This is a genomic window from Streptomyces sp. NPDC032472 (assembly GCF_040636955.1).
GTDB lineage: Bacteria > Actinomycetota > Actinomycetes > Streptomycetales > Streptomycetaceae > Streptomyces.
Genome location: NZ_JBEZVK010000080.1, coordinates 1 through 25,707, shown reverse-complemented (window position 1 = coordinate 25,707; position 25,707 = coordinate 1). Strand labels below are relative to the sequence as shown.

Below are 25,707 nucleotides of genomic sequence, written 5' to 3'. Positions count from 1 at the left end.
GCCAACGCTTCGCGGTCACCTGCTCGCCGCCGGCCGCCACCCTGCGGACGTATCACCTCTGTCGGCGGTACCACCCGCCGAAACAACACCCACAGTTCGTCCGGCACCAGCCGCTCGACCAAGTCCGTCATGCACGGCTCAACGAACGATCACGCCAAAAGAAACGATGTCTTAGCGGCGGGTCAGCGCGGGTTGACATTCATCCCCCGCGATTGCGCATCTCACTTACCAGGGACGGGCCCCACCTGTGCCACTCTACTGACGTCCCGATCGCAAGGAAGTGGCGGATGATACCTATCAGTTCCCGCGCACAAGTGACACGAGCCGCATTGGTCGACGCGTACTCGTTGGGTCGCCACCTCGTGCCGGCGCTGCGCAGGCACGGCATGGAATGTGTGCACGTCCAGTCGCCGAACCCCGATGTGCACCTGGGACAGATGCCGGTCCCCGACGGCTTCGTCACCAATATCCGGCACGAAGGCGATGTGGCGGCCACGGCTTCCGTGCTGCGGGAGTACGGTGTCGGTCAGGTGATCTCCGGTGGCGAGTCGGGCGTAGCGCTGGCCGACCAGCTCTCCGCCGAACTCGGCACTCCTGGAAACGGGATGAGCAGACCGGCCGCCCGCCGCAACAAATACGACATGGTGCTGGCGTTGCGCGAAGCCGGCCTGGCGCACGCGGCCACCATTGTCTCCGCCGATGCCGAGGATGTCGTCGAGTGGGCGGAAGAAACCGCCGGCTATCCGGTTGTCCTGAAACCGGTTGCCAGCGCCGGCGCGGACAACGTCATGGCATGTTCGTCCCCGGAGGAGATCCGCACCGCCCACGCGAAGATAATGGGCAGTTCCGACCGGCACGGGATGAGGAACACCGTGGTACTCGCGCAGGAATTCCTGCACGGGGACGAGTACTTCATCAATACGGTCAGCCGGGACGGCAGACACCACACCGTCGAGATCTGGCGTTACTACAAAGTGCGGCTCCCCGGTGGCAACTTCGTCTACGACTACGACGAGCCGCTGTCGCCGGACGACCCGGTCGCCAAAAGCCTGGAGTCATACACGCACCAGGTCCTTGACGCCCTCGAGATCCGCAACTGCGCCGGCCATAGCGAGGTCATGCTGACCGCAGACGGGCCGGTACTCGTCGAGTGCGCAGCGCGCCCCGCGGGCGCTCAGATTCCGGAGATCAGCACGCGCTGTTTCGGCACCAGCCAGGTGGAGCTCCTTGCGCTGTCCATGGCGAAGCCGGACGAATTCAACCGCCTGCCCACCACCGTGTACCAGATGCTGCAGCACACCCGGTGGGTGTCTCTCATCAACTCAAGGGATCACGGCGTGATCCCGTCCCACGAGAAAATGGCCGCCATTCGCGCGCTGCCGTCGCACGCCCACACCCTCATGGCGCATCCGGAAGGGCACCTGCTGCCCCGGACGATCGATGTGGCGACGCTGCCGGGATGGGTCTATCTCGTCTCCGATGACCCGGAAGTGGTGCGCGCCGACTACCGGAGACTGCGGCAGATCGAAAGCGACTACCTCTACGACCCCGTGTAAGGGCCTCGTTCGACCTGGAGAGGTGGCATTAATGGAAAGATTGGCTGTCCGGGGACTGCGGGCGCGCGGGAACTTCGTCATCGATGTCGTCCTCGGCGTCGACCGCGGACCGGCCGCGACCGCCGACGGCCCCGCACCCGCGCTCGACTCCGGGCTGATCTGCGAGCAAGTGGTGGCCTTCGTCGAAGAACGCCCGGTCGACCTGGCCGAGACACTGGCCCAGCAGCTCGCCGACATGAGCCTGAGTCACCCGGCGGTACGCGAGGTGGAGGTCACGGTCCGTGGGCCGGGAGTTGCCGGCGAGCCGCACTCTGGGGACGTGACGGTGACGATTACCCGCCGCCCGGAGCAGCGGTCCGCGGTCGCGGCGTATCCGAGGACGTCTGCCTGCGTCTGGTGAAGCGACCGTGACAGGCGCCAACGGCAAGCGGGCAAGGGGCCCGGCTCTCTGAGAGCCGGGCCCCTTGCCCATGCCCGCTTGCTGCGCCGTGGCGGCCGGTGGGGACCGGCCGCCACGGCGGCGGGGTCACGCCAGTACGTCGGCGATTACGTCGACGCCGAAGTCGATCTCCTCGCGAGTGATGACCAGCGGAGGCGCCACCCGCAGGTGTCCCTTGGCCTCCTTGCACAACAGCCCGCGCTCCGCCAGCGCCTCGGTCACCCGGCGTCCGGCCAGACGATCTTCGGCGATCTGCACCCCGGCCCACAGACCGCGGCCGCGGACCTCGGTCACGCCGTCGAGTTCGTTGAGGCGGGAGTGCAGGTGCGCACCCAGTTCGCGGGAGCGTTCCTGGAACTCCCCGGTGGCCAGCAGCGCAACCGTCGCGCGGCCCACCGCGCACGCCAGCGGATTGCCGCCGAAGGTGGAGCCGTGGTCACCGGGTTTGATCACGCCGATGACGTCGGCGCGCCCGATCACCGCGGACACCGGCAGAAGCCCGCCGCTCAGGCTCTTGCCGAGCGTGTACATGTCCGCACGTACACCCTCGTCGTCCAGCGCCAGCGTCGGGCCGCTGCGGGCCAGTCCGCACTGGACCTCGTCGGCGATGAACAACGTGTTGCTGTCGTCGCACAGCTCACGGACCTCGGTGAGGTATCCCTTCGGCGGAACCACCACGCCGGCCTCACCCTGGATCGGCTCCAGCAGGATCGCGGCCGTGTTCTCGGTGACCGCCGAGCGCAGCGCCTGGATGTCGCCGAAGGGCACCACCTTGAAGCCGGGCGTGAAGGGACCGAAACCCGCGCGGTGGTTGTCGTGTGTGGAGAAGGAGATGATCGTCATCGTACGACCGTGGAAGTTCGCGCCCGCGACGATGATCTCCGCAGCGCCGTCCGGAACGCCCTTGACCTGGTAGGCCCATCGCCGGGCGATCTTCACGGCGGTGTCGATGGCCTCGCCACCGGAGTTGGAGGGCAGCACCATCTCGGTGCCCGTCAGCTCGGCCAGTTCATGGCAGAACGGTGCGTACTGATCGTTGTGGAAAGCCCGGGTGCTCAGTGTGATCCGGTCGAGCTGCGCCTTCGCCGCGGCAACGAGGTCAGGGTGCCGGTGGCCGAAGTTGATCGCGGAGTAGCCGCCGTGGAAGTCGAGATAGCGCCGCCCTTCCACATCGTTCAGCCAGGCGCCTTCTCCGTCGGCGAGCACCACCGGGAACGGTACGGAGTCGTGAGCTCCCCAGCGCTCTGCGAGGGCGATGTGGTCCTGAGTGGAGATGACATCCACAGTCATGGTGAAACTCCTTATTCGAAATCCAGAAAAGACTGGCACGCGCATGCCGCCCACGGGATAAGCAGAATGCGTAGTCGGCCGGAAAAGTTGTAAACACAATGAGTCATCGCGGTTGAACCTGCCGTGGACGCGCAGGTGGCGGAGGTGCCCGTAGCGTCCTTTCAACTCGGCACGACAGGATCACCGTACGCACCGGCAGCTGACTCGAAGCCGATTCGATTCACCATTTCACTGTCGTCGAGTGTGGCCAGAGTGCGGCGCATTCGTAAGGCACAAGGACATTCTTGGAGAAGGGTACCTGTCGATGACGAACAAGCTGCCAGTCTCGAATTCTGTAGACGGCTGGATATTCGAACCTTCCGCCCCCAGGGAGATCGAATGGGAGCGCGACGCGGCCGATAAATTCTCCAGGCTGATGATGGATGAAGAGCGGCCGTTCCCGTGCGTCTACAGTGTTGACGCATTTCGGACGGAGAACCTGCGATACGCTTTCATCCCCCAGGGGGAAGGTGCAGGGGAACACCTCGCCATGGCGCTTCGCGAGTATGTCCGCATAGCGCCATCCTTGGGGCGGCGCACGTCTCTGGTCACATTCTTCGCCCCCACTCCGGGGAACGAGACGCTGGAAGATTACCGCAGTATGTTCTGGGATACTCTTCAAACGCTTCACGGCCTGGACGACAGTCCCTGGCCCTCGGAAGTCCCCACGGATACGGACAGCGAGTGGTGGGAATTTTGCTTTGCTGGCATGAAGCTGTTCATCGCCGCCAACGCGCCGGCGTATGAATTCCGGGACAGTCGTCACTTCGATTATTTCAGCATAGCGTTCCAGCCCCGCTTCGTCTTCGATGACATCACCGAGGACACTCCGGCCGGCAAAAATGGTCGTAAGCTCATCAGGGAGCGCCTTCACTCCTACGACAAAATACCTCCGACGCCGGTTCTCGGTGATTTCGGAACGCCGGGTATTCGTGAATGGCATCAGTATTTTCTCGAAGACCACAACCAGCCACCGCAGAGCGATGCGAAGTGTCCGTTCCGGAACAGGTAGGGGCTGCTCGGATTCGAACTCGTAGTAGCCGATGACTGGACGATGACTCGATCGCTTGACAATACGGAGAGGGACAGCCTGATGAGCTTGGTCGATGTGCACACGGAATGGGATCCGCTCGAGGAGATCGTCGTAGGGACCATCTCGGGCGCGCAAGTGCCGGTCACGGACCGGAGTCTGATGGCTGCGGAGTACGCAGACTTCGACGATCCGCAGGAGATTCAGACCGGCCCGTATCCCCGCCACGTGCTCGAGGAGACCGAGGCCGAACTCGAAGAACTGGTGGGGCTGCTCACCGACCTCGGTGTGACCGTGCGGCGGCCGGGTGGGCGCGACCACAAATCGATGGTGTCCACTCCGGACTGGAGCACCGACGGGTTCCACGACTACTGCCCCCGGGACGGGTTCCTCACGGTCGGTAACACGATCATCGAGTCGCCGATGGTGCTGCGCTCACGGTTCCTCGAAGGGTTCGCCTACAAGGACCTGTTCGTGGAGTACCTCAGGAGCGGTGCGCGCTGGTTGTCGGCGCCCAAGCCCCAGCTGGCCGACGCCTTGTACGAGCCGACCGCGGCACCGGGGCAGCGGCTGCGGGATCTGGAACCGGTCTTCGACGCGGCGAACGTGCTCAGGTTCGGTACGGATGTGCTCTACCAGGTCTCCGACAGCGGCAACAGGCTCGGCGCGCTCTGGCTGCAGGCGGTGCTCGGGGAGCAGTACACCGTGCACCCGTGCGAGGGGCTGTACCCGTCCACGCACATCGATTCGACGCTCACTCCCTTGCGGCCGGGGCTCATCATGGTGAATCCGTCCCGGGTCAATGACGACAACATGCCCGAGTTCCTGCGCGGTTGGGATCGGATCGAATGCCCGGAGCTGGTGGACATCGGCTACGTCGGCAAGCACCCGAGGGGGTCGGTGTGGATCGGGATGAACTTCCTGGTGACCGCGCCCGGGCAAGCCATCGTGGACAAGCGGCAGACGGACCTCATCCGGGAGCTGGAGCGCCACAAGGTGGAGGTGATCCCCGCGCAGCTCACCCACGCCAGGTCGCTCGGCGGTGGGTTCCACTGTGTGACGCTCGACGTGCGTCGTAGGGGCGAACTCGCCACCTATCGGTGAAGTCTGCGGAGATTCACCGCATGTGGGTCCCGCCCCGGGTTTCTCCCGCGGCGGGACCCTTCTGCATGCTGTGCGAGATGTCGTCTGGTCTCACGCTCTGAAGAGTTCACACGGCCTCGGCCTTTCCCTTTTGCTACGTGTCTGGAACATGCCGTTCCGGGTTCGATAGGGACTCGATCGTTTAAAAGATCGAGTCATGGCACGCCCTTTCCCCTAACCTCTTGGCTGACGCGGTCGAGGTCACCGACGCCATGGACGTCTACGCCCACCTCGTCGAGGAGCTGTCCAAGGGCGGCAGGGCGGACTACGTCATCGCGGACGAGGCCCAGTTCCTCGCCCCGGAGCAGATCGACCAGCTGGCCCGCATCGTGGACGACTCAACCAGGCGGCCACGGCCGGGGCGGGCAGACGCCCGTCAGTGGTGGTTTCCGGGCCGTAGCTCGACCAGGGCGAGCAGGGCGCCCTCCGGGTCCGTGACCGTCGCCACGCGGCCCGTCAGGCCCTCGCGCGGCGGCTGGACGACGCGCCCGCCCAGGCGGTGGACCAGGGCCGCGGCCGCGTCGGCGTCGTCGACCTCGAAGTACGTCATCCAGTGCGGGCCCCGGTCGTGCGGCAGGGAGCGCCCGACCCCGTGGACGGCGGCGACCGGCCGGCCGCCGAGGAGCAGCGTCACGTAGTCGAAGTCGGCGGCGGGCGGGGTGGGAGCGGGGGCCGGGGCGGCGCGGTGCTCGGCCTCGTGGCCGAAGACGTGCTCGTAGAACTTGGCCACGGCCGAGGTGTCCTGCGTGAGCAGCTCCGCCCACACCGGCGTGCCGTGGACCCCGGAGAGCCGGGTGCCGACGTGCTCCTCGGCCTGCCAGATGCCGAAGACCGCGCCGAGCGGGTCGGAGCAGATCGCCATCCGTCCCGCGCCGCCCGCGTCCAGCGGCCCGACGGCGACGGTGCCGCCGCAGGAGCGGATGATTTCGGCCGTGGTGTCGGCGTCGTCGGTGGCGAAGTACGTGGTCCAGGCCACCTGCAGGTGCCGGTCCGGCGGCAGCTCGCCGATGCCGGCCACCTCGCGGCCGTCCAGCAGGGCGCGGACGTACGGGCCGAAGGGCTCGGGGCCGGGCTCGTACTCCCAGCCGAACAGGTCGGTGTAGAAGGCCTCGGTGGTGCCGAGGCCGTGCACCATCAGACTCGACCAGCAGGGTGTGCCGGGCGGGCGCCGTGTTGCTTCCGCTGCCTCGCTCATGTCAGCCGTCTCCTCCGTCGTCGCCGCGCTCACGCGCGTGTCGGACCAGATGGTTCCACTCCCGCGGGTCCGGCGCGCCCCGACCGGCCGGGATTCGCCGGAGCGGGCGGAGATGACCGAATCGGTGCGGCCTGTCGATGTCGGGCTTGCTACACCGGGCGGAACAGGGGGAGGAAGATGGGCCGCATGACTGCGAACCCTGCGATTGTCTCCGCCGCCGAACTGGCGGCCGAGCTGGCCGGTCCCCGGCCGCCGGTGCTGCTGGACGTCCGCTGGCAGCTGGGCGGCCCCGATCTGCGCTCCGCGTACGAGGCCGGGCACCTGCCGGGTGCCGTGTACGTCGACCTCGACCGCGAACTGGCCGGTCCGCCGGGGGCGGGCGGGCGCCACCCGCTGCCGGACCCGGAGGAGTTCGGCGCGGTGATGCGCCGGGCCGGGGTGAGCGCGGACGCGCCGGTCGTCGTGTACGACGGGGGTCTGGGGTGGGCGGCCGCACGTGCGTGGTGGCTGTTGCGCTGGACGGGTCACCCGCAGGTGCGGGTGCTGGACGGGGGCCTGGACGCCTGGAAGGCCGCCGGGGGCGTGGTGACGACGGAGCCGGCGGCTCCCGCGCAGGGCGATTTCAAGCCAAGTCCTGGGGCGGTCGGACTGCTGGACGCGGACGCGGCGGCGGCGCTCGCGCGCAGCGGGATCCTGCTGGACGCGCGGGCGGGGGAGCGCTACCGGGGCGAGGTCGAGCCGATCGACCCGGTCGGAGGGCACATCCCCGGCGCGGTGTCGGCGCCGACCACGGAGAACGTGGCGGAGGACGGGCGGTTCCTGCCGGCCGATGCCTTGCGGGCCCGCTTCGCCACCCTGGGGGCCGCCTCGGGCGGGGCGCCGGTCGGCGTGTACTGCGGGTCGGGGGTCTCGGGCGCCCACGAGGTGCTGGCCCTGCAGGTCGCGGGCATCGACGCCGCCCTGTACGCGGGCAGCTGGTCGGAATGGTCCTCGGACCCGGCCCGCCCCGTGGCCACGGGCCCGGACCCGCAGTAGCCGCCCCGTCGGCTGCCGCTGCGAGATCGGGGCTCCGCCCCGGACCCCGCGCCTGAAACGCCGGCGGGGCTGGAATTGCCGCGCAGAGGCAAGATCCAGCCCGCGCGGCGTTTGAGCGCACCGGGCGCGGAGCGCCCGGAACCGGGTCCGGGCGGAGCCCGGTTCGGGAAGGGGCGGGTAGGGGAAACGGCTCCGCGCAGCGGCGGCGGCCAGCCGGGCGGGGTTACTCCTGTTTCTTGCGGCGGGTGCCGAAGACGATCTCGTCCCAGCTGGGGACCGCCGCCCGGCGGCCCGGGCGGACACCGTCGGCCTCCGCCTGCCGGTCGGTGGTGCCGGTCAGCCGCTCGCGGTGCCCCGCCACGGTCCGCGGCATGAGGACATCCGCGTACGCGGACCCCGCACCCGCCCCGGCCGAGGCCGCCGGCGGCTCCTCCGCCTCCGCCTCCTCCGCCGGGGAATCGGCGCGTTCGGGCACGACCAGGTCGCCCCGGAAGCTCGGCACCGCCTCCAGCAGGCTCGTCAGCGTGTCCCGCTCCTCCTCCGGCTCCGGCGCCGGTGCGACCGGGACGGGCCGTTCCGGCTGGCGGTCGAGGGTGCGGTCGAGCGGCCGGTCCCGCGGGAGCCGCGCGATCCTCGGCACGAACGGAAAGCTCGGCTCCGGCGCGGTCGGCAGGTCGTCCGTCTCGCCGATCAGCGAGCGGGCCTCGTCGTCCACCGCGACGACCAGCCGGCGCGGCGGGTCGTACGTCCAGCTCCCCGAGTGCGGTTCGCCCGCGACCCGGTAGACCAGCAGGACCTCCCAGGTGCCGTCGTCGCGGCGCCACGAGTCCCACTGGACGGAGTCCTTCTCGGCCCCGCGCAGCAGCAGCCGCTCCTGCACGGCCTCGCCGAGCTGCGGTCCGGTGTTCTCGCCGGGCCGGCGCACCGGCGTCTTGCGCGCCCGCTCGGCCATGAACGCGCGCTCGGCCAGGACGGGGCCCTCGAAGCGGCGTACGCGGTCGACGGGGATGCCGGCGAGTTGAGCGACCTCCTCAGCGGAGGCACCGGCCCGTATGCGGGCCTGGATGTCGCGGGGGCGGAGGTGGCTCTCGACCTCGATCTCGATCTGGTTCAGGCGCGCGCGGTCGTTGCGCACGGCAGCGCGCAGCCGTTCGTCGATCGGAAGCGTGTACTCCGTGCTGTCCGCAGCCTTGAGCACCAGTCGTGTGCCGTCATTCGAGACGGCCACGACACGCAGTTCGGGCATGGGGACCTCCCGGGTGGTGCCTGCCGACGTCACGTGCGTCGCTGCTTCCGCTAGTCGAGTGTGGCCTGCCCGGGTGCAGCCTGCCACAACCTTGCCGAGTTAAACCGGCGTGTCGGGCATGCGCCCTTGATCGCCGTTATGGCACGGTTACCTGTTGGGTACGCACAGTGACCGATTGGTTACTGTGCGCAGCAGGTGGCCGTGCAATGCCGCGGCATCACCGGTCCGAGTGCCGCTTCTCCATCAACCGGCCCCCTCTCCCGGGTCCGGACAGCCGAAAGGAAGGACGGCCCCAGGGCTCGCCACAGTACTCCATTCGGGCCACCTCGGTGGACCGCCGCGCCGTCGAACTTGTCCCCGGCGGCGGGAGTTGGGCTGCCCCGGATCGAGCCGGACCTGCGGGCGCGCCCGTTTCGGGTGTCTTGTTTCACAGAATCCGCAGAAACGGAACTTTCCCCTTCGTCCGCGCGTCGGCCGCGCCCGCCCGGCCCTGCAGGCGGACGCGGCTCCTGACCGGTACTCAGTCGCCCAGCACGCGCCGCAGGTAGTCGTTGCCGAAGAGGCGGTCGGGGTCCAGCCGGTCGCGCAGCTGCGTGAACTCCCCGAAACGGGGGTAGGCCCGAGCGAGGTACTCCGCGTCCCGGGTGTGCACCTTGCCCCAGTGCGGCCGCCCGCCGTGCGCGGTGAAGATCTGCTCGGCGGCGGTGAAGTAGGCCTGGTACGGGGTGCCCTTGTACATGTGCACGGCGATGTACGCGGTCTCCCGCCCGGACGCGGTGGAGAGCGTGATGTCGTCCGCCGGAGCGGTCCGCACCTCCACCGGGAAGCTGATCCGCAGCCGGGAGCGGTCGACCATCGCCTTGAGCTCCCGCAGCGCCTCGACCGCGTGCTCGCGCGGAAGGGCGTACTCCATCTCCACGAACCGCACCCGGCGCGGGCTGGTGAACACCCTGTACGGGATGTCCGTGTAGGTCCGCGCGGACAGGGCGCGGCTCGCGACGCGGGCGATCGACGGGATGGTCGCCGGGAACGCGCGGCCCAGGGAGTTCACGGCCTGGAAGACGCCGTTGGACAGCAGCTCGTCCTCGATCCAGGCGCTGACGGTCCCGGGCGGGGCGGCGGGGCCCTGGCTGCGGTTGTTGCGCTTTGTGTTGCAGTTGCCGGTGTGCGGGAACCAGTAGAACTCGAAGTGCTCGTTCTCCGCGACGTGCTGCTCGAACTCGGCGGTCACCCGGTCGAAGCGCATGGGCTCCTCACGGGCGGTCAGCAGGAAGAGCGGCTCCACCGCGAAGGTGATCGCGGTGACGATGCCGAGCGCCCCGATGCCGATCCGGGCCGCCGCGAAGACCTCGGGGTTCTCCTTCTCGGAGCAGCTGAGCAGCCGGCCGTCCGCCGTGACCAGCTCCAGGCCGCGGATCTGGGCGGCGATGGAGGCGGAGTCGCGGCCGGTGCCGTGGGTGCCGGTACCGGTGGCGCCCGAGACCGTCTGCTCCATGATGTCGCCCATGTTCGTGAGCGAGAGGCCCTCCGCGGCGAGGGCCCGGTTCAGGTCCTTCAGGGCGGTGCCCGCCGCCACGGTCACGGTGCCGGCGGCCCGGTCGATCCCCAGGATCCCGCTGAGCGCCTGCGGGCGTACGAGCACTCCGTCGGTCGCGGCGGCCGCGGTGAAGGAGTGGCCGGTGCCGACCGCCTTCACCCGCAGCCCGTCCTCGGCGGCCCGGCGCACTGCCTCCTGGAGCTCCCCGACCGAGGCGGGTGCCACCACGCGCGCCGGTGCGGCGGTGACGTTGCCCGCCCAGTTACGCCACTCGGTCCGGCTGTTCTTCCCTGCTGTCCCCGCTGTCCCCGCCATCGCCATCGCTAGAGGGCTCCTCCCCTTGCGCCGGCCTCGTCAGCCGGCGGTAACCCGCGAACGCCACCGCCGCCGCGGCCGCCCCCGCCGAGATGGAGACGACGTAGCCGCTGCGCGCACCCGCCGCGTCGATGACCCAGCCGGCGACGGCCGAGCCGAGGGCGACACCGACCGCGAGGCCGGTGCTGATCCAGGTCATGCCCTCGGTCAGCTTCGCGCGTGGTACGTGCGCCTCGATCAGGGCCATCGTGGTGATCATCGTGGGAGCGATGGCGAGGCCCGAGACGAAGAGCGCCACGGCCAGAAACGGAAGGTTCCCGGCCAGTAGGAGGGGGATCATACTCACGGCCATCGCACATACGCCCAGTACCCAACGGCGTTCGGTCCGGCCCTTGAGATGGAGCAGTCCGAAGACGATTCCGGCGATACAGGACCCCAGCGCCCAGATCGCCAGGATGAAGCTGGCGGCGGGCTTGGCGCCCTGCTCCTCGGCGAAGGCGAGGGTGGCCACGTCGATCGAGCCGAAGATGGCGCCGGTGGCGACGAAGGTGGCCGTGAGGACCTGCAGGCCGGGGGAGTTGAGTGCCGAGGCGCCGTCGGCCTGTGCGCTGCGGGGGTGCGCCTCGGGCTCGGTGGAGCGCTGCGCGGTGAGCAGCCAGACGCCGACCAGCAGGCAGACGGCGGCGATCAGCGGGCCCGCCTCGGGGAACCAGGTGGTGGACAGCCCGATCGCGAGGATCGGCCCGAAGATGAAGCAGACCTCGTCGACCACGGATTCGAAGGAGTACGCGGTGTGCAGCTCGCGCGGGGAGTCGCGGTAGATCGCGGTCCAGCGGGCCCGGACCATGGAACCCACGCTCGGCACGCAGCCCGCGACCGCGGCGCACACGAACAGCGTCCAGTCGGGCCAGCCGTTGGCGGCGGCCACGAGCAGGACCGCCACGGCGGCGACGGAGACGAGGGTGGCGGGCCGCAGCACCCGCCGCTGCCCGTACTGGTCCACCAGACGGGACACCTGGGGGCCGATGGCCGCGGCCGCCAGGGCGAGGGTGCCGGTGAGGGCGCTCGCCATCGCGTAGCGGCCGGTGATCTCGGAGATCATCGTGAGGATGCCGACGCCCACCATGGAGATCGGGATCCGGCCGATGAAGCCGGCCGCGCTGAACCCCCGGGTTCCGGGGGCGGCGAATATGGCGCGGTAGGGACTTGGCACGGTGCCTCCGGTGGGGGACGTGGGCGGCCCGTACAGGTTATGACCGCCGATACGGCACCCGCACGGGGAAAACATGAGTGCAGCTCAGAGCGGCGCACAGCAATGCAGAACAACGCGGAACAACGCAGAAAAACGCAGAACAACGCAGAACAACGCAGAGCCGCGCAGGACAATACAGGCGGAAGTAAGGGTCACCTTACCTGTGCGGCCCGGGCCGCCCCGGCGGGCCCCGTTCCCCGGCCGGGGCGCCGGGTGGCAGGATGCGACGCATGTCTGACCAGCTCCCCGCCACTGCGGCCGCCCCGGCGGCCCAAGGCCCCGCCGCCCCCTACGACGCCCTCCTGCTGCTCTCGTTCGGCGGCCCCGAGGGACCCGACGACGTCGTTCCGTTCCTGGAGAACGTCACCCGCGGGCGCGGCATCCCCCGTGAGCGGCTCAAGGAGGTCGGGCAGCACTACTTCGGCTTCGGCGGCGTCAGCCCGATCAACGCGCAGAACCGCGCGCTGCTGGACGCGCTGCGCAAGGACTTCGCCGAGCACGGGCTCGACCTGCCCGTGTACTGGGGCAACCGCAACTGGGCGCCGTACCTGACCGACGTGCTGCGGGAGATGGCCGCCGACGGGCGCCGCCGCATCGCCGTCCTGGCCACCAGCGCGTACGCCTCGTACTCGGGCTGCCGCCAGTACCGGGAGAACCTCGCGGACGCCCTGGCGGCGCTGGAGCAGGACGGGGTGGCCGAGCTGCCGCGCGTGGACAAGCTGCGGCACTACTTCAACCACCCCGGCTTCGTGCGGCCGATGGTCGACGGGGTGCTGGCCGCCCTGGAGTCGCTGCCGCAGGACGTGCGCGCCGGCGCGCACCTGGCCTTCACCACCCACTCCATCCCGACCGCCGCCGCGGACACCTCGGGGCCGGTGGAGGACCACACCTCCGACGGGGAGGGCGGCGCATACGTCAAGCAGCACCTGGACGTCGCCCGGGTCATCGCGGACGCCGTGCGCGCCGAGACGGGCACCGAGCTGCCCTGGGAGCTGGTCTACCAGTCCCGCAGCGGCGCCCCGCACATCCCGTGGCTGGAGCCGGACATCTGCGACCACCTGGAGGCGCTGCACGGCGCCGGTGCGCCGGCGGTGGTGATGGTGCCGATCGGCTTCGTCTCGGACCACATGGAGGTCATGTACGACCTCGACACCGAGGCCGTGGCCAAGGCCGCGGAGCTGGGGCTGCCGATCGCCCGCTCGGCGACGGTCGGGGCCGACCCGCGGTTCGCGGCGGCCGTGCGGGAACTGGTGCTGGAGCGGGCCGCGACGGAGCGCGGCGAGCCCGCCGAGCGGTGCGCGCTGGGGCTGCTCGGGCCGAGCCACGACCTGTGCCCGGTGGGTTGCTGCCCGGCGCGCGGGGCCCGGCCGGCGGCCGCGGGCGCCGACAGCCCGTACGCGTAGGGGAGGGTGGACCATGACCCCTGAGACCCCTGAGACCCCCGGGGCCGCCGACGCCTCCGAGGCATCCGGGGCCCTGAAGGCCGAGCTGCTGGACGTGGCCCTGGAGGCCGGCCGGCTGGCCGGCGAGCTGCTGCGGGACGGCCGCCCGGCCGACCTCGCGGTGGCGGCGACCAAGAGCAGCCCGATCGACGTGGTGACCGAGATGGACATCGCGGCGGAGAAGCTGATCGCCTCCGTCCTGGAGCGGCGGCGCCCGCAGGACGGGCTGCTCGGCGAGGAGGGCGCGGACCGGCCCGGCACCAGCGGGGTGCGCTGGATCGTGGATCCGCTGGACGGCACCGTCAACTACCTGTACGGGCTGCCCAGCTGGAGCGTGTCGGTCGCGGCCGAGTACCGCGGCCGCACCGTGGTCGGCGTCGTGGCGGCGCCGATGCGCGGGGAGACCTTCCGCGCGGTGCTCGGCGGCGGTGCCTGGCTCGGCGAGGCCCGGCTGGCCTGCCGGGCCGCGGCGCCGCTGGACCAGGCGCTGGTGGCCACCGGGTTCGCGTACCTCCAGGCCCGCAAGGCGCAGCAGGCGGAGGTGGCGCAGCGCGTGATCCCGCGGGTGCGGGACATCCGGCGGGGCGGGTCGGCGGCGCTGGACCTCAGCGATGTGGCGGCCGGGCGGCTGGACGCGTACTACGAGCGCGGGCTCAACCCGTGGGACCTGGCCGCGGGCGAGCTGATCGCCCGGGAGGCGGGCGCACTGACGGGCGGGCGCCCGGGCCGGCCGGCCTCGGGCGAGCTGGCGCTGGCGGCGACGCCCTCGGTGTTCGCGGCGCTCCAGCCGCTGCTGGAGGAGGCCGGGGCCTGGCACGACGGCCGGTAGGCCGTCGCCCGCGGGGCCTTGGGGCCTGCCCCGACGGCATGCCCTGACGCCCGCCCTGACATGGGGGAACCCCGGCCGCCTGGTGGGCGGCCGGGGTTCCGGTGGCTGCGGGTACGTCAGTAGGCGGAGACGGGGACCCCGTATTCGGCGGCGAGCCGCTTGAGGTCCTCCAGTTCTGCCTGTTCCACGTCCGCGAGGAAGTCGTCGCCCGTCTCACGGGCGTGCTTGAGGTCGGACTGCGTGGTCCTGATGCGCTGCAGGAGACCCGCGGTGAATGCGTCCATGGTGGGTTCGCCCCCTCTTCGTGGGTCGGCGGCGGCACAGGGCTGTCCGCCGTCAGGGAGTGGTCGGGGTGTGCTGACGTCCTCCCCGGCACCCTGGGCGCAGAAACCTCGCAAGCCCAAGGAATCCTCACGTCCGCCCGGGGGAGCACCCCCGAGTGGCGCCTTACAGCCGGTTTACGGCTGAAACGGGCAGGATGGACGGCGCAACACACGTGTGCCCTGGAGGGCTCGGAGGAAGGAAACGACGTGCGCGTACTCGTCGTCGAGGACGAGCAGCTGCTCGCCGATGCGGTGGCCACCGGACTGCGCCGGGAGGCCATGGCCGTGGACGTCGTGTACGACGGCGCCGCGGCCCTCGAGCGCGTCGGGGTGAACGACTACGACGTGGTGGTGCTCGACCGGGACCTGCCGCTCGTCCACGGCGACGACGTCTGCCGGAAGATCGTCGAGCTCGGCATGCCCACGCGCGTGCTGATGCTCACCGCCTCCGGGGACGTGAGCGACCGGGTGGAGGGCCTGGAGCTCGGCGCCGACGACTACCTGCCCAAGCCCTTCGCGTTCAGCGAGCTCACCGCCCGCGTGCGCGCCCTGGGGCGGCGTACGACCGTCGCCCTGCCCCCGGTGCTGGAGCGGGCCGGGATCAGGCTCGACCCGAACCGGCGTGAGGTGTTCCGCGAGGGCCGCGAGGTGCAGCTGGCGCCCAAGGAGTTCGCGGTGCTGGAGGTTCTCATGCGGAGCGAGGGGACCGTCGTCTCCGCCGAGCAGCTGCTGGAGAAGGCATGGGACGAGAACACCGACCCCTTCACCAACGTGGTGCGGGTGACGGTCATGACCCTGCGGCGCAAGCTCGGGGAGCCGCCGGTCATCGTGACCGTGCCCGGTTCCGGGTACCGGATCTGACGCGGGTGGCAGCGACCCCGGCGCCACCGCCCGCGCCCCCGAAACCGACCTGGGACCCCGGCCAGCCCGAGGGTCCCTTCCCTTGGCTGCGGCCGACCATCCGCATACGCCTCACGCTGCTGTACGGCGGCATGTTCCTGATCGCCGGCATCCTGCTGCTGTCGATCATCTACCTGCTGGCGGCGCAGGCGCTGCGGGAGGGCAACGCCCTGCCGTTCAAGATCGTCAGTGTCAGCGGGCAGAAGATCGTGGTCTCCAGCCCCAACTGCCCGGGTGTCACCACCGACCAGGTCGACCAGTTCAACGCGGCGATCCAGTCCTGCATCCTGGAGCAGCGCCGGCACGCGCTGGACGACCTGCTCAGCCGGTCGCTGATGGCGCTGCTCGGCCTCAGCATCATCGCCTTCGCCTTCGGCTACGCGATGGCCGGCCGGGTGCTCTCGCCGCTCGGCCGGATCACCCGGACCGCCCGCCGCGTCGTCGGCTCGGACCTGACCCGGCGCATCGAGCTGGACGGGCCGGACGACGAGCTGAAGGAGCTCGCCGACACCTTCGACGAGATGCTCGACCGCCTGGAGCGGGCCTTCACCGCCCAGCAGCGGTTCGTCGCCAACGCCTCGCACGAGCTGCGTACACCGCTGGCGATCAACCGGACGCTGCTGGAGGTGCACCTGTCCGATCCGGGTGCGCCGGTGGAGCTGCAGCAGCTCGGCAGGACGCTGCTGGCCACCAACGAGCGCAGCGAGCAGCTGGTCGAGGGCCTGCTGCTGCTCGCCCGCAGCGAGAACCAGATCGTCGAGCGCAAGCCCGTGGACCTGGCCGAGGTCGCCTCGCGCGCCATCGACCAGGCGCGGGCGGAGGCGGCGGCCAAGGGCGTGGAGATCCGCGGCGAGCGCGCGCTGGCCGTGGTCCAGGGCAACGGCGTCCTGCTGGAGCGGATCGCGCTGAACCTGGTGCAGAACGGCGTCCGGTACAACGTGCCGGAGGGCGGCTGGGTCGAGGTGGTGACCGAGGTCCAGCACGGCCAGGCGGTCCTCGTGGTCTCGAACACCGGTCCGGTGGTTCCCGCGTACGAGGTGGACAACCTCTTCGAGCCCTTCAGGCGGCTGCGTACGGAGCGAACGGGCAGCGACAAGGGTGTGGGGCTCGGCCTGTCCATCGCGCGCTCCGTGGCGCGCGCTCACGGCGGCCGGATCACGGCGACCCCGCGGGACGGCGGAGGGCTCGTGATGCGTGTCACTTTGCCCCTGTGAGTCCCCGTCTTCTTGTTCGCCCTCGGCTGAATGATTGCCATGTGAACAAGTTGAAGACTGTGTGATCGATCACATGGTCCAGTGGTCGCCCCTGTGCGGCGGGTCACCCGAAGAGGGGCCAAGAAGCCCGGAATGGCCGGGAGGTCCGGGTTTCCGGCCCCCCGGACGGCGGAAAATACACCGGGTGGCGTTTGTGCAAGACGGTCCCGGGACCGTGTACGGTCCCGGTCGTCATCCCAGCCGGTTGCTCCTTCGGGAGCGCGGCTGGGTGTCGATTGAGTAACAGACCTTGATGTGAGGCAAAATCTCCGCCTCAGGTCGGGCACAAGTCCGGCCTCTCGCGCGTTACGTGCGCTGAGACACCGCTAAATCCCAGAGGGGGAGAGCGAAACATGGCAACGGACTACGACACCCCACGCAAGACCGACGACGACGTCGACAACGACAGCATCGAAGAGCTGAAGGCCCGGCGTAACGAGAAGTCGTCCTCGAGCGTCGACATCGACGACTTCGACGCCGTGGAGGGCATGGAGCTGCCTGGTGCGGACCTCTCCAACGAGGAGCTGGCCGTCCGGGTGCTGCCCAAGCAGGCCGACGAGTTCACCTGCATGAGCTGCTTCCTGGTCCACCACCGCAGCCAGCTGGCGCGCGAGAAGAACGGCCAGCCGATCTGCCGCGACTGCGACTGAGAGGCGTCGGCCGTGACCGGCTCGACACCGTTCCGGAAGATTCGCTTCTGGAAGTCTGGTGAACCGGCGGAGCAGGCGGGGGCCACGGGCCCGGAGACGGGCCCAACAGCTCCCGGCGCGGCCGCCGAGTCGTCCGGCACCGCGGTGGCGGTGCCGTTGGCCGCAGGGGCCGACGAGAGCGCCCGCGAGCGGGCCGCAGCCCGCCGGCTGCAAGCTGCCGTCAGGAACGGTGTGCGCAAGGGCGGCGTAAACGCCAGGTCCGCCGCCCTGTACATCACCGACCGCATCATCGAGAACGCCCCGCGCGTTCCCGTCCGGGACCTCGCGACCCTCCGGGCGCAGTTCCCGGGCCTCGGCCCCGATCAGCTGGCCGACAAGCTGATCGCCGGCGCCGCGAACGCCACCTCCACCGTGGGTGCCGGCATCGGCGCCGCGGCCATGCTGCCCGTGCCGCCCGCCATGCCCGTGGAGCTGGCCACCGAGATCACCAGCGTCGCCGCGATCGAGCTCAAGCTCCTCGCCGAGCTCCACGAGGTCTACGGCCTGCGGCCGCCCGGCTCCCTCAAGGACCGCAGCCTCGCGTACCTGACCGCGTGGACCGAGGAGCGCGGCATCGACCTGACGAAGCCCACGACGCTCAATGCCGCCCTCGGCGGCCAGATGAAGCGCGAGCTGCGCCAGCAGATCCTGAAGCGGACGTTCCGCAACCTGCCGAACCTGATGCCGTTCATGATCGGAGCGGCCGTCGGCGCGGTCATGAACCGCCGCGACACCCGCAAGCTCGCCGAGAAGGTCCGTCGCGACCTGCGCGCCCGCGCCGTGCCCTGGGACGCCCTCGCGCAGCTCCCGCCCCTGGAACAGCCCGCCCAGCCCCTTCCCGGGGTCGGCGAAGCCGCGGCCGAGGGGCCGGGCTCCGCGCCCCGGGGATGACCGCGGCCGCAGCCACGGCCTGACGACGACCTGACGGACGCCGCGGGCGCCGCATGCCTCAGCCGGCGGCCGCGCCCGCCTCCCGCGCCGCGCGGATCGCCGAGGCCAGCGCCTCGGGCGCGCGGGTGGAGACGTACACGTACGGGGTGGGGTCGGCCGGGTCCGTCACCGGCACCCGCAGCGCCGTCGGCACGTAGCTGCGCATCAGCATGAACGCGCGGGTGTCCGCCTTGTACGTGCGCCAGGCGCGCGCCTCCTCCGCGTCCAGCACCTCCGGCTCACCCAGCGCCGACACGGGGATCCGCGCATCGCCGGCCGCCAGCGCCCCGCCCACCACGCGGACGCGCGCGGAGCCGTACGAGCTCACCAGCAGCCCCGCCAGCCCCGCGCCGCCCACCAGCCCGGCCAGCAGCGGCAGCGGGCCCAGCGGCAGCAGCATCAGCGCGCAGGCGAGGCCGATCAGGGCGGCGATGGCCCACCAGGAGCCGGGGGCGGTCAGACGTTCGTCGTGGTGCGCGGGGGAGAGCTGCATGCCCTCAAGCCTGCCACGGGGCGACCGGTGGGTAGCGGCGCGGGTAAGGTCAGCGGCTGTGAGTGGACGAAACACAGCGTTGACGCCCCCGGCCGATGCCGCCGCACCGGTCCGGCACCCCGACGCTCCGGCCCCCGGAGAGCTGCTCGGTGCGCACTACGAGCACTGCTTCGGCTGCGGCGGCGGCCAGCCGCACGGCCTCCACCTGGAGGCGCGGGCGGGCGAGGGCGTGAGCGTCACCGCCGAGTTCACCGTCAGGCCCGCCCACCAGGGCGCCCCCGGCCTCGCGCACGGCGGCGTGCTCGCCACCGCGCTCGACGAGACGCTGGGCTCCCTGAACTGGCTGCTGCGCGTCATCGCGGTCACCGGCCGACTGGAGACCGACTTCGTACGGCCGGTGCCCGTGGATACCGTGCTGTACCTGGAGGCCGAGGTGACCGCCGTCGCCGGCCGCAAGATCTACTCCACCGCGGTCGGCCGGATAGGCGGGCCCGAGGGCCCCGTCGCCGTGCGCGCGGACGCGCTTTTCATCGAGGTGAAGGTCGACCACTTCATCGACAACGGTCGGCCCGAGGAGATCCGGGCGGCGATGGCCGACCCGGACCAGGTCAGGCGCGCACGCGCCTTCGAGGTGAACCCCTGATGTCCCTGAATCAAGCCCCCGTCGACGTACTGATCCGCCGGATCGACCCGGAGGTGCCCATTCCGGCGTACGGTCACCCCGGCGACGCCGGCTGCGACCTGGTGACCACCGAGGCGGCCGAGCTCGCCCCCGGCGAGCGCGCCGTACTGCCCACGGGCGTCTCGATCGCGCTGCCCGACGGGTATGCGGCGTTCGTGCACCCGCGCTCGGGGCTGGCGGCCCGTTGCGGGCTCGCGCTCGTGAATGCCCCGGGGACGGTGGATGCCGGGTACCGTGGGGAGATCAAGGTGATCGTGGTCAATCTCGACCCGCGCGAAAGCGTCCGGTTCGAGCGCTTCGACCGCATTGCCCAGCTGGTTGTCCAGCGGGTCGAGAAGGTGCGCTTCCACGAGGTGGCGGAACTTCCCGGCTCGGCCCGGGCCGAGGGGGGTTTCGGCTCCACCGGCGGTCATGCGGCCGTGGCCGGATCCGGCGCTGGTCAGCAGGGTGGGAATGGCTACGCTTCGGTCGTATCCGACCGGGAAGGACAGTGACGTGTTCGGACGTCGCAAGAAGAACGACTCCGCCAAGGACGGCGGCGCGGCCGAGCAGGTCGTGGACGGCGTGGCCGGCGATGAGCAGGACAGCGGCGCCGAGGTCGACACCGCTCCCCGCAGGGTGAACCTGCCGCCGGCCCCGCGCCCCGACGGGCCGTGGGACGTCACCGAGGTGCCCGGTTCCCCGGCCGAGGGCCGGGTGGACCTCGGCGGCATCCTCGTACCGGGTGTCGAGGGCATGGAGCTGCGCGTCGAGGTCGCCGGTGACGCGATCGTCGCCGCGACGGTCGTGCTGGGCGACAGCGCCGTACAGCTGCAGGCGTTCGCCGCACCCAAGAAGGAAGGCATCTGGGGCGAGGTCCGCGAGGAGATCGCCGCGGGCATCACCCAGCAGGGCGGACTGATCGACGAGGTCGAGGGTCCGCTGGGCTGGGAGCTGCGCGCCCAGGTGCCCGTGCCGATGCCCGACGGCCAGACCGGCGCCCAGCTGGTCCGCTTCGTCGGCGTCGACGGGCCGCGCTGGTTCCTGCGCGGCGTCATCTCCGGCCAGGGCGCCGTGCGCCCCGAGTCGGCGGGCGTGCTGGAGCAGATCTTCCGGGAGACCGTCATCGTCCGCGGCGACGGCCCGATGGCTCCGCGCGACCCGATCGTGCTGAAGCTGCCGAACGACGCCCAGATGGTGCCGGACGGCGTGCAGACCGAGGACCAGGAGGGCTCCCGCTTCTCCGGCGGCATGGGCCAGCTGGAGCGCGGCCCGGAGATCACCGAGGTCCGCTGAACCGGCGGACCCCGCCGACTGCGCCGCTCCGGGCGGCGACCGTTTTCGGCCGCGGGCCGTACTCCTTCGGGGTACGGCCCGCCGTCATGTCCGGGGCTGCCGGCCCGGGCGCGTCAGGAACGCGTCAGGGATGGGCCCACCGGCGGCCAAACGTGCGTGAACGGTGCAAACGTCCCGGAGAATGAGCGCATGGCACGCGGCAAGCTACGGATCTACCTCGGCGCGGCCCCGGGCGTGGGCAAGACGTACGCGATGCTCTCCGAGGGCCACCGCCGCGTCGAGCGCGGCGCGGACTGCGTAGTGGGCTTCGTCGAGCACCACGGGCGGCCGCGCACCGAGGTGATGCTGCACGGCCTGGAGCAGCTGCCGCGCAAGGAGCTGGAGCACCGGGGCGCCGCCTTCACCGAGATGGACGTGGACGCGGTGCTCGCGCGCCGGCCCGCCATCGCCCTCGTCGACGAGCTCGCGCACACCAACGTGCCCGGCTCGCGCAACGCCAAGCGCTGGCAGGACGTGGAGGAACTGCTGCAGGCCGGCATCGACGTGGTCTCCACCGTCAACATCCAGCACCTGGAGTCGCTCGGTGACGTGGTGGAGGGCATCACCGGGGTCCGGCAGCGCGAGACCGTGCCCGACGAGGTGGTCCGGCGGGCCGACCAGATCGAGCTGGTGGACATGTCGCCGCAGGCGCTGCGCCGGCGCATGGCCCACGGCAACATCTACCGCCCGGACAAGGTGGACGCGGCCCTGTCGAACTGGTTCCGGCCCGGGAACCTGACCGCGCTGCGCGAGCTCGCGCTGCTGTGGGTGGCCGACCGGGTCGACGAGTACCTCCAGGAGTACCGCGGCGAGCACGGCATCCGCGCCACCTGGCAGGCCCGCGAGCGCATCGTCGTCGGGCTGACCGGCGGGCCCGAGGGGCGCACGCTCATCCGGCGCGCCGCGCGCATGGCGGCCAAGGGCTCGGGCAGCGAGGTCCTCGCCGTGTACGTCGCGCGCAGCGACGGGCTGACCGCTGCCTCCCCGAAGGAGCTCGCGGTCCAGCGGACGCTGGTCGAGGACTTGGGCGGAACGTTTCACCATGTGATCGGCGACAACATCCCCGACGCCCTCCTCGCCTTCGCCCGCGGGGTCAACGCCACCCAGATCGTGCTGGGCTCCAGCCGCCGCAAGGCCTGGCAGTACGTCTTCGGCCCCGGTGTCGGGGTCACCGTCGCCCGCGAATCGGGGCCCGACCTCGACGTGCACATCGTCACGCACGAGGAGGCCGCCAAGGGCCGCGGCCTGCCCGTGGCCCGCTCGGCCGCCCAGCTCGGCCGGACCCGGACCGCCGCCGGCTGGATCGTCGGCGTGGTCTGCCCCGCCCTGCTGGCCCTGCTGCTCACGCACGTCGACGCCGACCCCGGCCTCGCCAACGAGATGCTGCTGTTCCTGGCGCTGACCGTGGGCGCGGCCCTGCTGGGCGGGCTCCGGCCGGCGCTGGCCTCGGCCGCCTTCGGCTCGCTGCTGCTGAACTACTACTTCGCACCGCCCCTGCACCGCTTCACGATCTCCGACCCCAAGAACATCGTGGCCATCGCGGTCTTCTTCGGCGTGGCGGTCTCCGTGGCCTCGGTGGTCGACGTCGCCGCACGGCGCACCCACCAGGCCGCCCGGCTGCGCGCCGAGTCCGAGATACTCTCCTTCCTCGCCGGGAGCGTGCTGCGCGGCGAGACCAGCCTCGAAGCCCTGCTGGAGCGGGTGCGCGAGACCTTCGCCATGGAGTCCGTGGCCCTCCTCGAACGCGGCAGCGAGGTGGAACCCTGGCGTCCGGCCGGCAGCGTCGGCCCGCACCCGGCCGACCGGCCCGAGGAAGCGGATGTGGACATGCCGATCGGCGACCACATGGCGCTGGCCCTGTCCGGGCGGGTGCTGCCCGCCGAGGACCGCCGGGTGCTCGGGGCGTTCGCCGCACAGGCCGCCGTCGTCCTGGACCGCCGGCGGCTCGTCGACGAGGCCGAGGAGGCCCGCCGGCTCGCCGAGGGCAACCGGATCCGCACCGCGCTGCTCGCCGCCGTCAGCCATGACCTGCGTACGCCCCTGGCCTCGATCAAGGCCTCGGTCTCTTCCCTGCGCTCCGACGACGTGGACTGGTCCGAGGAGGACCGGGCCGAGCTGCTGGAGGGCATCGAGGACGGGGCGGACCGGCTCGACCACCTGGTGGGCAACCTGCTGGACATGTCCCGGCTCCAGACCGGCACCGTCACCCCGCTGATCAGGGAGGTCGACCTCGACGAGGTGGTCCCCGTGGCGCTGGGCGGCGTACCGGAGGACAGCGTGGCGCTCGACATCCCCGAGACCCTGCCGATGGTGGCCGTGGACCCGGGACTGCTGGAGCGGACCGTGGCCAACATCGTCGAGAACGCGGTGAAGTACAGCCCGGCGCACGCACCGGTCCTGGTCGCGGCCAGCCACCTCGGCGACCGCGTCGAGCTGCGGGTCGTCGACCGCGGGCCGGGCGTCCCCGACGAGGCCAAGGACCGCATCTTCGAGCCGTTCCAGCGGCACGGCGATGCCCCGCGCGGCGCCGGCGTCGGCCTCGGGCTCGCCGTCGCCCGCGGCTTCACCGAGGCCGTCGGCGGCACCCTGGCCGCCGAGGACACCCCGGGCGGCGGCCTGACCATGGTGCTCACCCTGCGCGCCGCGGCTCCCGGCCCGAAGGCCCCGGCCTCCGGTCCGGGAGCCGCCGCCCGCCCGGCCGGCGCCGCCCGCCCGACCGAAGCCATCGACCCGATACGACAGAAAGCAGGACCCTCATGACCCGGGTGCTCGTGGTGGACGACGAGCCGCAGATCGTCCGAGCCCTCGTGATCAACCTCAAGGCGCGCAAGTACGAGGTCGACGCCGCCGCCGACGGGGCCGGGGCCCTGGAGCTCGCGGCCGCCCGCCACCCCGACGTGGTCGTTCTCGACCTGGGCCTGCCCGACATGGACGGCGTCGAGGTGATCAAGGGGCTGCGCGGCTGGACCCGGGTGCCGATCCTGGTGCTGTCCGCCCGGCACAGCTCCGACGAGAAGGTCGAGGCCCTCGACGCCGGCGCCGACGACTACGTCACCAAGCCCTTCGGCATGGACGAGCTGCTGGCGCGGCTGCGGGCCGCCGTGCGCCGGGCCGAGCCCGCCGCCGGCTCCGGCGAGGAGGAGGTGATCGTCGAGACCGACGGCTTCACCGTCGACCTGGCCGCGAAGAAGGCGGTGCGCGAGGGGCGCGACGTACGGCTCACGCCCACCGAGTGGCACCTGCTGGAGGTGCTCGTGCGGGGCGGCGGCAAGCTCGTCAGCCAGAAGCAGCTGCTCCAGGAGGTCTGGGGGCCCTCGTACGGCACCGAGACGAACTACCTGCGCGTGTACATGGCCCAGCTGCGCCGCAAGCTGGAGGCCGACCCCTCGCACCCGCGGCACTTCATCACCGAACCGGGCATGGGCTACCGCTTCGAGAAGTAGTGGGGACTTCGAGAGGGGGTGCGGGCGCCGGTACGCTTCCTGTATGAGTGCTGAACCGCGTCCCGAGAAGTCCGCCACCCGGGTCAGGCCGGCGGGCCGGTTCCGCCGGATGATAGAGCGGCTGTCCACCTCCCAGGAGGAGCTGCATTCGGCGGAGCTGCAGGAGGACGCAGAAGCCGCGGGGTGCACGCGGATCTGCGACTCTCACGACCGCGAGATAGTCAAGGTCACCGGAACCCTGCGTACCGTCACGCTGCGGCCGCGGGCCGGCGTGCCGGCCCTGGAGGCGGAGCTCTTCGACGGGTCCGCCGCGCTGGACGTGGTCTGGCTCGGGCGTCGCTCGATCGTGGGAATCGAGCCCGGCCGGCGCATGATCGCTTCCGGGCGGATCGCCATGAGCCGCGGCCGCCGGGTCCTCTTCAACCCGAAGTACGAACTCCGACCGCTCGGACAGGAGCACTGACCGGTGACGTCACTCGACAAACCGTCCACCCCCGGGTCCGCGCCGGGCGCGGCCCCGGCCGGCGACGACCAGCACGCGGTGACCCGGGCGGCGCTCTTCGACGCCTTCGGCGGCATCCGCGGCACCGTGGAGACGATGCTCCCCGGGCTGCTCTTCGTGATGATCTACACGGTCAACAAGGACGTGAAGATGTCCGCGATCGCGGCGGGCGCCGTCGCGGTCCTGCTCGTGATCGTGCGGCTGCTGCGCAAGGACACCGTCAAGCACGCCTTCAGCGGGGTCTTCGGCGTCGGCGTGGGTGTGGCCTTCGCCCTGTTCACCGGCACCGCCAAGGGGTTCTACCTGCCCGGCATGATCTACGGAGCCGGGCTCGGTGTGGCGTTCACGCTGTCCGCGCTGGTGGGCTTCCCGCTGCTGGGCGTGATCCTGGGGCCGGTCTTCAAGGAGAACCTGTCCTGGCGGACCCGCAACCCGGGGCGCAAGAAGGCGTACACAAAGGCCAGCCTGGCGTGGGGCCTGATCTTCCTCGCCAAGTACGCGATCCTCTTCCCGCTGTACTGGTGGGGGGACGCGACCCAGCTGGGCTGGGTGCTCATCGCGCTGAAGCTGCCGCCGATGGTGCTGGCCGTGTACTTCACCTGGGTCTTCCTGGCGAAGGCGCCGCCGCCGATCGACGTGATGGCCGAGTACGAGGCCGAGGAGGCCGCGCAGAAGGCGGCCAAGGCCGCGGCCGCCCGGGAGCGGGGGGTCTGAACGACGGGGAAGGGGCGGGGGCGCCGGTCGGGGGCCCCCCCCCCGGCCCCGGGTGCGGGGGGGGGGGGCGCGCCGCCCGGGCGGGGGGGGCCGGGGGGGGGGGGACCCCGGGGCGG

25 protein-coding genes and 2 pseudogenes are annotated in these 25,707 nt (G+C 71.2%); 19 read left to right on the top strand and 8 right to left on the bottom strand.

All coding sequences use genetic code 11. The features are described 5' to 3' along the window. Positions 1-131 (bottom strand): annotated as a pseudogene (locus tag AB0F11_RS32710) (IS5/IS1182 family transposase); the annotation flags it as partial. Between the two features lie 198 nt (positions 132-329). Here AB0F11_RS32710 and AB0F11_RS32705 point away from each other — a divergent pair. Both AB0F11_RS32705 and AB0F11_RS32700 read left to right on the top strand, forming a co-directional pair. Next, positions 330-1,556, top strand: coding sequence for an ATP-grasp domain-containing protein (locus AB0F11_RS32705; RefSeq protein WP_362181650.1), 1,227 nt, complete (start codon positions 330-332; stop codon positions 1,554-1,556). Positions 1,557-1,587: 31 nt separating this feature from the next. Continuing rightward, positions 1,588-1,956 carry a dihydroneopterin aldolase gene (locus AB0F11_RS32700; RefSeq protein ID WP_362181647.1) on the top strand — a complete coding sequence of 123 codons (369 nt, stop codon included), beginning with the start codon at positions 1,588-1,590 and terminating at the stop codon, positions 1,954-1,956. 126 nt (positions 1,957-2,082) lie between these two features. Here AB0F11_RS32700 and rocD read toward each other — a convergent pair whose 3' ends face one another. Further along, positions 2,083-3,285, bottom strand: coding sequence for an ornithine--oxo-acid transaminase (gene rocD / locus AB0F11_RS32695; RefSeq protein WP_362181652.1), 1,203 nt, complete (start codon positions 3,283-3,285; stop codon positions 2,083-2,085). Positions 3,286-3,589: 304 nt separating this feature from the next. Here rocD and AB0F11_RS32690 point away from each other — a divergent pair, with 304 nt between their 5' ends. The 3 genes and pseudogenes from AB0F11_RS32690 to AB0F11_RS32680 form a co-directional block, all read left to right on the top strand. Continuing rightward, a complete protein-coding gene (locus AB0F11_RS32690; protein WP_362181645.1) occupies positions 3,590-4,336 on the top strand; it encodes a YqcI/YcgG family protein in 747 nt (248 codons plus the stop codon). 81 nt (positions 4,337-4,417) lie between these two features. Then, complete coding sequence (locus AB0F11_RS32685; RefSeq protein ID WP_362181642.1) at positions 4,418-5,458, top strand: inosamine-phosphate amidinotransferase 1; 1,041 nt, start codon at positions 4,418-4,420, stop codon at positions 5,456-5,458. Positions 5,459-5,676: 218 nt separating this feature from the next. Continuing rightward, positions 5,677-5,835 (top strand): annotated as a pseudogene (locus tag AB0F11_RS32680) (thymidine kinase); the annotation flags it as partial. 38 nt (positions 5,836-5,873) lie between these two features. On the opposite strand, the gene AB0F11_RS32675 reads toward AB0F11_RS32680, so the two are convergent. Next, complete coding sequence (locus tag AB0F11_RS32675) at positions 5,874-6,692, bottom strand: VOC family protein (protein ID WP_362181639.1); 819 nt, start codon at positions 6,690-6,692, stop codon at positions 5,874-5,876. A gap of 186 nt (positions 6,693-6,878) precedes the next feature. On the opposite strand from AB0F11_RS32675, the gene AB0F11_RS32670 reads away from it, so the two are divergent. After that, the gene (locus tag AB0F11_RS32670) at positions 6,879-7,727 is read left to right on the top strand and encodes a sulfurtransferase (protein ID WP_362181636.1); all 849 of its coding nucleotides are present in this window, start codon (positions 6,879-6,881) and stop codon (positions 7,725-7,727) included. Positions 7,728-7,950: 223 nt separating this feature from the next. Here AB0F11_RS32670 and sepH read toward each other — a convergent pair whose 3' ends face one another. The 3 genes from sepH to AB0F11_RS32655 form a co-directional block, all read right to left on the bottom strand. Beyond that, positions 7,951-9,006, bottom strand: a complete 1,056-nt coding sequence (gene sepH, locus AB0F11_RS32665; RefSeq protein ID WP_362181634.1) for a septation protein SepH — start codon at positions 9,004-9,006, stop codon at positions 7,951-7,953. 487 nt (positions 9,007-9,493) lie between these two features. After that, on the bottom strand, positions 9,494-10,831 hold the full coding sequence (locus AB0F11_RS32660) for a D-arabinono-1,4-lactone oxidase (protein WP_362181631.1): 1,338 nt from the start codon (positions 10,829-10,831) through the stop codon (positions 9,494-9,496). Beyond that, positions 10,773-12,038, bottom strand: a complete 1,266-nt coding sequence (locus AB0F11_RS32655; RefSeq protein ID WP_362181629.1) for an MFS transporter — start codon at positions 12,036-12,038, stop codon at positions 10,773-10,775. Before AB0F11_RS32655 ends, AB0F11_RS32660 begins: the two co-directional genes overlap by 59 nt. Positions 12,039-12,307: 269 nt before the next feature. On the opposite strand from AB0F11_RS32655, the gene AB0F11_RS32650 reads away from it, so the two are divergent. Beyond that, on the top strand, positions 12,308-13,480 hold the full coding sequence (locus AB0F11_RS32650; protein ID WP_362181627.1) for a ferrochelatase: 1,173 nt from the start codon (positions 12,308-12,310) through the stop codon (positions 13,478-13,480). 13 nt (positions 13,481-13,493) lie between these two features. Beyond that, positions 13,494-14,348 (top strand): inositol monophosphatase family protein, encoded by an 855-nt coding sequence (locus AB0F11_RS32645; protein WP_362181624.1) that lies wholly within the window; start codon positions 13,494-13,496, stop codon positions 14,346-14,348. Between the two features lie 116 nt (positions 14,349-14,464). Here AB0F11_RS32645 and AB0F11_RS32640 read toward each other — a convergent pair whose 3' ends face one another. After that, entirely contained in the window at positions 14,465-14,632 is a 168-nt protein-coding gene (locus AB0F11_RS32640) for a hypothetical protein (RefSeq protein WP_362181622.1), read from the bottom strand. Between the two features lie 246 nt (positions 14,633-14,878). Between AB0F11_RS32640 and AB0F11_RS32635 the strand changes: the two genes are divergently transcribed. The 4 genes from AB0F11_RS32635 (at position 14,879) to AB0F11_RS32620 (ending at position 18,404) form a co-directional block, all read left to right on the top strand. Beyond that, a complete protein-coding gene (locus tag AB0F11_RS32635; RefSeq protein WP_362181619.1) occupies positions 14,879-15,532 on the top strand; it encodes a response regulator transcription factor in 654 nt (217 codons plus the stop codon). A gap of 5 nt (positions 15,533-15,537) precedes the next feature. Continuing rightward, positions 15,538-16,785, top strand: coding sequence for a HAMP domain-containing sensor histidine kinase (locus AB0F11_RS32630; protein WP_362181617.1), 1,248 nt, complete (start codon positions 15,538-15,540; stop codon positions 16,783-16,785). 392 nt (positions 16,786-17,177) lie between these two features. Next, entirely contained in the window at positions 17,178-17,474 is a 297-nt protein-coding gene (locus AB0F11_RS32625) for a DUF4193 domain-containing protein (protein WP_114054577.1), read from the top strand. Between the two features lie 12 nt (positions 17,475-17,486). Continuing rightward, on the top strand, positions 17,487-18,404 hold the full coding sequence (locus tag AB0F11_RS32620) for a hypothetical protein (protein ID WP_362181614.1): 918 nt from the start codon (positions 17,487-17,489) through the stop codon (positions 18,402-18,404). Between the two features lie 58 nt (positions 18,405-18,462). Here the strand turns inward: AB0F11_RS32620 and AB0F11_RS32615 are convergent, their stop codons facing one another. Next, positions 18,463-18,936, bottom strand: coding sequence for a DUF3093 domain-containing protein (locus AB0F11_RS32615; protein ID WP_361904745.1), 474 nt, complete (start codon positions 18,934-18,936; stop codon positions 18,463-18,465). Between the two features lie 58 nt (positions 18,937-18,994). On the opposite strand from AB0F11_RS32615, the gene AB0F11_RS32610 reads away from it, so the two are divergent. The 7 genes from AB0F11_RS32610 to AB0F11_RS32580 all read left to right on the top strand — a co-directional run bounded on the left by AB0F11_RS32610 (position 18,995) and on the right by AB0F11_RS32580 (position 25,591). Beyond that, complete coding sequence (locus tag AB0F11_RS32610; RefSeq protein WP_362181611.1) at positions 18,995-19,579, top strand: PaaI family thioesterase; 585 nt, start codon at positions 18,995-18,997, stop codon at positions 19,577-19,579. Continuing rightward, positions 19,579-20,112, top strand: a complete 534-nt coding sequence (gene dut, locus AB0F11_RS32605) for a dUTP diphosphatase (RefSeq protein WP_361904739.1) — start codon at positions 19,579-19,581, stop codon at positions 20,110-20,112. Before AB0F11_RS32610 ends, dut begins: the two co-directional genes overlap by 1 nt. Before the next feature lies 1 nt (position 20,113). Continuing rightward, complete coding sequence (locus AB0F11_RS32600) at positions 20,114-20,893, top strand: DUF3710 domain-containing protein (protein ID WP_361904736.1); 780 nt, start codon at positions 20,114-20,116, stop codon at positions 20,891-20,893. A gap of 189 nt (positions 20,894-21,082) precedes the next feature. Further along, entirely contained in the window at positions 21,083-23,692 is a 2,610-nt protein-coding gene (locus AB0F11_RS32595) for a sensor histidine kinase KdpD (protein ID WP_362181607.1), read from the top strand. After that, positions 23,689-24,375: a response regulator gene (locus tag AB0F11_RS32590; RefSeq protein ID WP_362181605.1), complete on the top strand. Its 687-nt coding sequence runs from the start codon at positions 23,689-23,691 to the stop codon at positions 24,373-24,375. Before AB0F11_RS32595 ends, AB0F11_RS32590 begins: the two co-directional genes overlap by 4 nt. Before the next feature lie 43 nt (positions 24,376-24,418). Further along, on the top strand, positions 24,419-24,838 hold the full coding sequence (locus AB0F11_RS32585; RefSeq protein WP_362181602.1) for an OB-fold nucleic acid binding domain-containing protein: 420 nt from the start codon (positions 24,419-24,421) through the stop codon (positions 24,836-24,838). Between the two features lie 3 nt (positions 24,839-24,841). Then, positions 24,842-25,591 carry a DUF3159 domain-containing protein gene (locus tag AB0F11_RS32580; RefSeq protein WP_362181599.1) on the top strand — a complete coding sequence of 250 codons (750 nt, stop codon included), beginning with the start codon at positions 24,842-24,844 and terminating at the stop codon, positions 25,589-25,591. Positions 25,592-25,707 lie beyond the last annotated feature (116 nt).

Bases quoted from the DNA above. Each gene is read 5' to 3' on its own strand.
- AB0F11_RS32700 (WP_362181647.1), top strand. From the start codon at position 1,588: ATGGAAAGATTGGCTGTCCGGGGACTGCGGGCGCGCGGGAACTTCGTC.
- rocD (WP_362181652.1), bottom strand. From the start codon at position 3,285: ATGACTGTGGATGTCATCTCCACTCAGGACCACATCGCCCTCGCAGAG.
- AB0F11_RS32690 (WP_362181645.1), top strand. From the start codon at position 3,590: ATGACGAACAAGCTGCCAGTCTCGAATTCTGTAGACGGCTGGATATTC.
- AB0F11_RS32685 (WP_362181642.1), top strand. From the start codon at position 4,418: ATGAGCTTGGTCGATGTGCACACGGAATGGGATCCGCTCGAGGAGATC.
- AB0F11_RS32675 (WP_362181639.1), bottom strand. From the start codon at position 6,692: ATGAGCGAGGCAGCGGAAGCAACACGGCGCCCGCCCGGCACACCCTGC.
- AB0F11_RS32670 (WP_362181636.1), top strand. From the start codon at position 6,879: ATGACTGCGAACCCTGCGATTGTCTCCGCCGCCGAACTGGCGGCCGAG.
- AB0F11_RS32660 (WP_362181631.1), bottom strand. From the start codon at position 10,831: ATGGCGATGGCGGGGACAGCGGGGACAGCAGGGAAGAACAGCCGGACC.
- AB0F11_RS32650 (WP_362181627.1), top strand. From the start codon at position 12,308: ATGTCTGACCAGCTCCCCGCCACTGCGGCCGCCCCGGCGGCCCAAGGC.
- AB0F11_RS32645 (WP_362181624.1), top strand. From the start codon at position 13,494: ATGACCCCTGAGACCCCTGAGACCCCCGGGGCCGCCGACGCCTCCGAG.
- AB0F11_RS32640 (WP_362181622.1), bottom strand. From the start codon at position 14,632: ATGGACGCATTCACCGCGGGTCTCCTGCAGCGCATCAGGACCACGCAG.
- AB0F11_RS32625 (WP_114054577.1), top strand. From the start codon at position 17,178: ATGGCAACGGACTACGACACCCCACGCAAGACCGACGACGACGTCGAC.
- AB0F11_RS32615 (WP_361904745.1), bottom strand. From the start codon at position 18,936: ATGCAGCTCTCCCCCGCGCACCACGACGAACGTCTGACCGCCCCCGGC.
- dut (WP_361904739.1), top strand. From the start codon at position 19,579: ATGTCCCTGAATCAAGCCCCCGTCGACGTACTGATCCGCCGGATCGAC.
- AB0F11_RS32595 (WP_362181607.1), top strand. From the start codon at position 21,083: ATGGCACGCGGCAAGCTACGGATCTACCTCGGCGCGGCCCCGGGCGTG.
- AB0F11_RS32590 (WP_362181605.1), top strand. From the start codon at position 23,689: ATGACCCGGGTGCTCGTGGTGGACGACGAGCCGCAGATCGTCCGAGCC.
- AB0F11_RS32585 (WP_362181602.1), top strand. From the start codon at position 24,419: ATGAGTGCTGAACCGCGTCCCGAGAAGTCCGCCACCCGGGTCAGGCCG.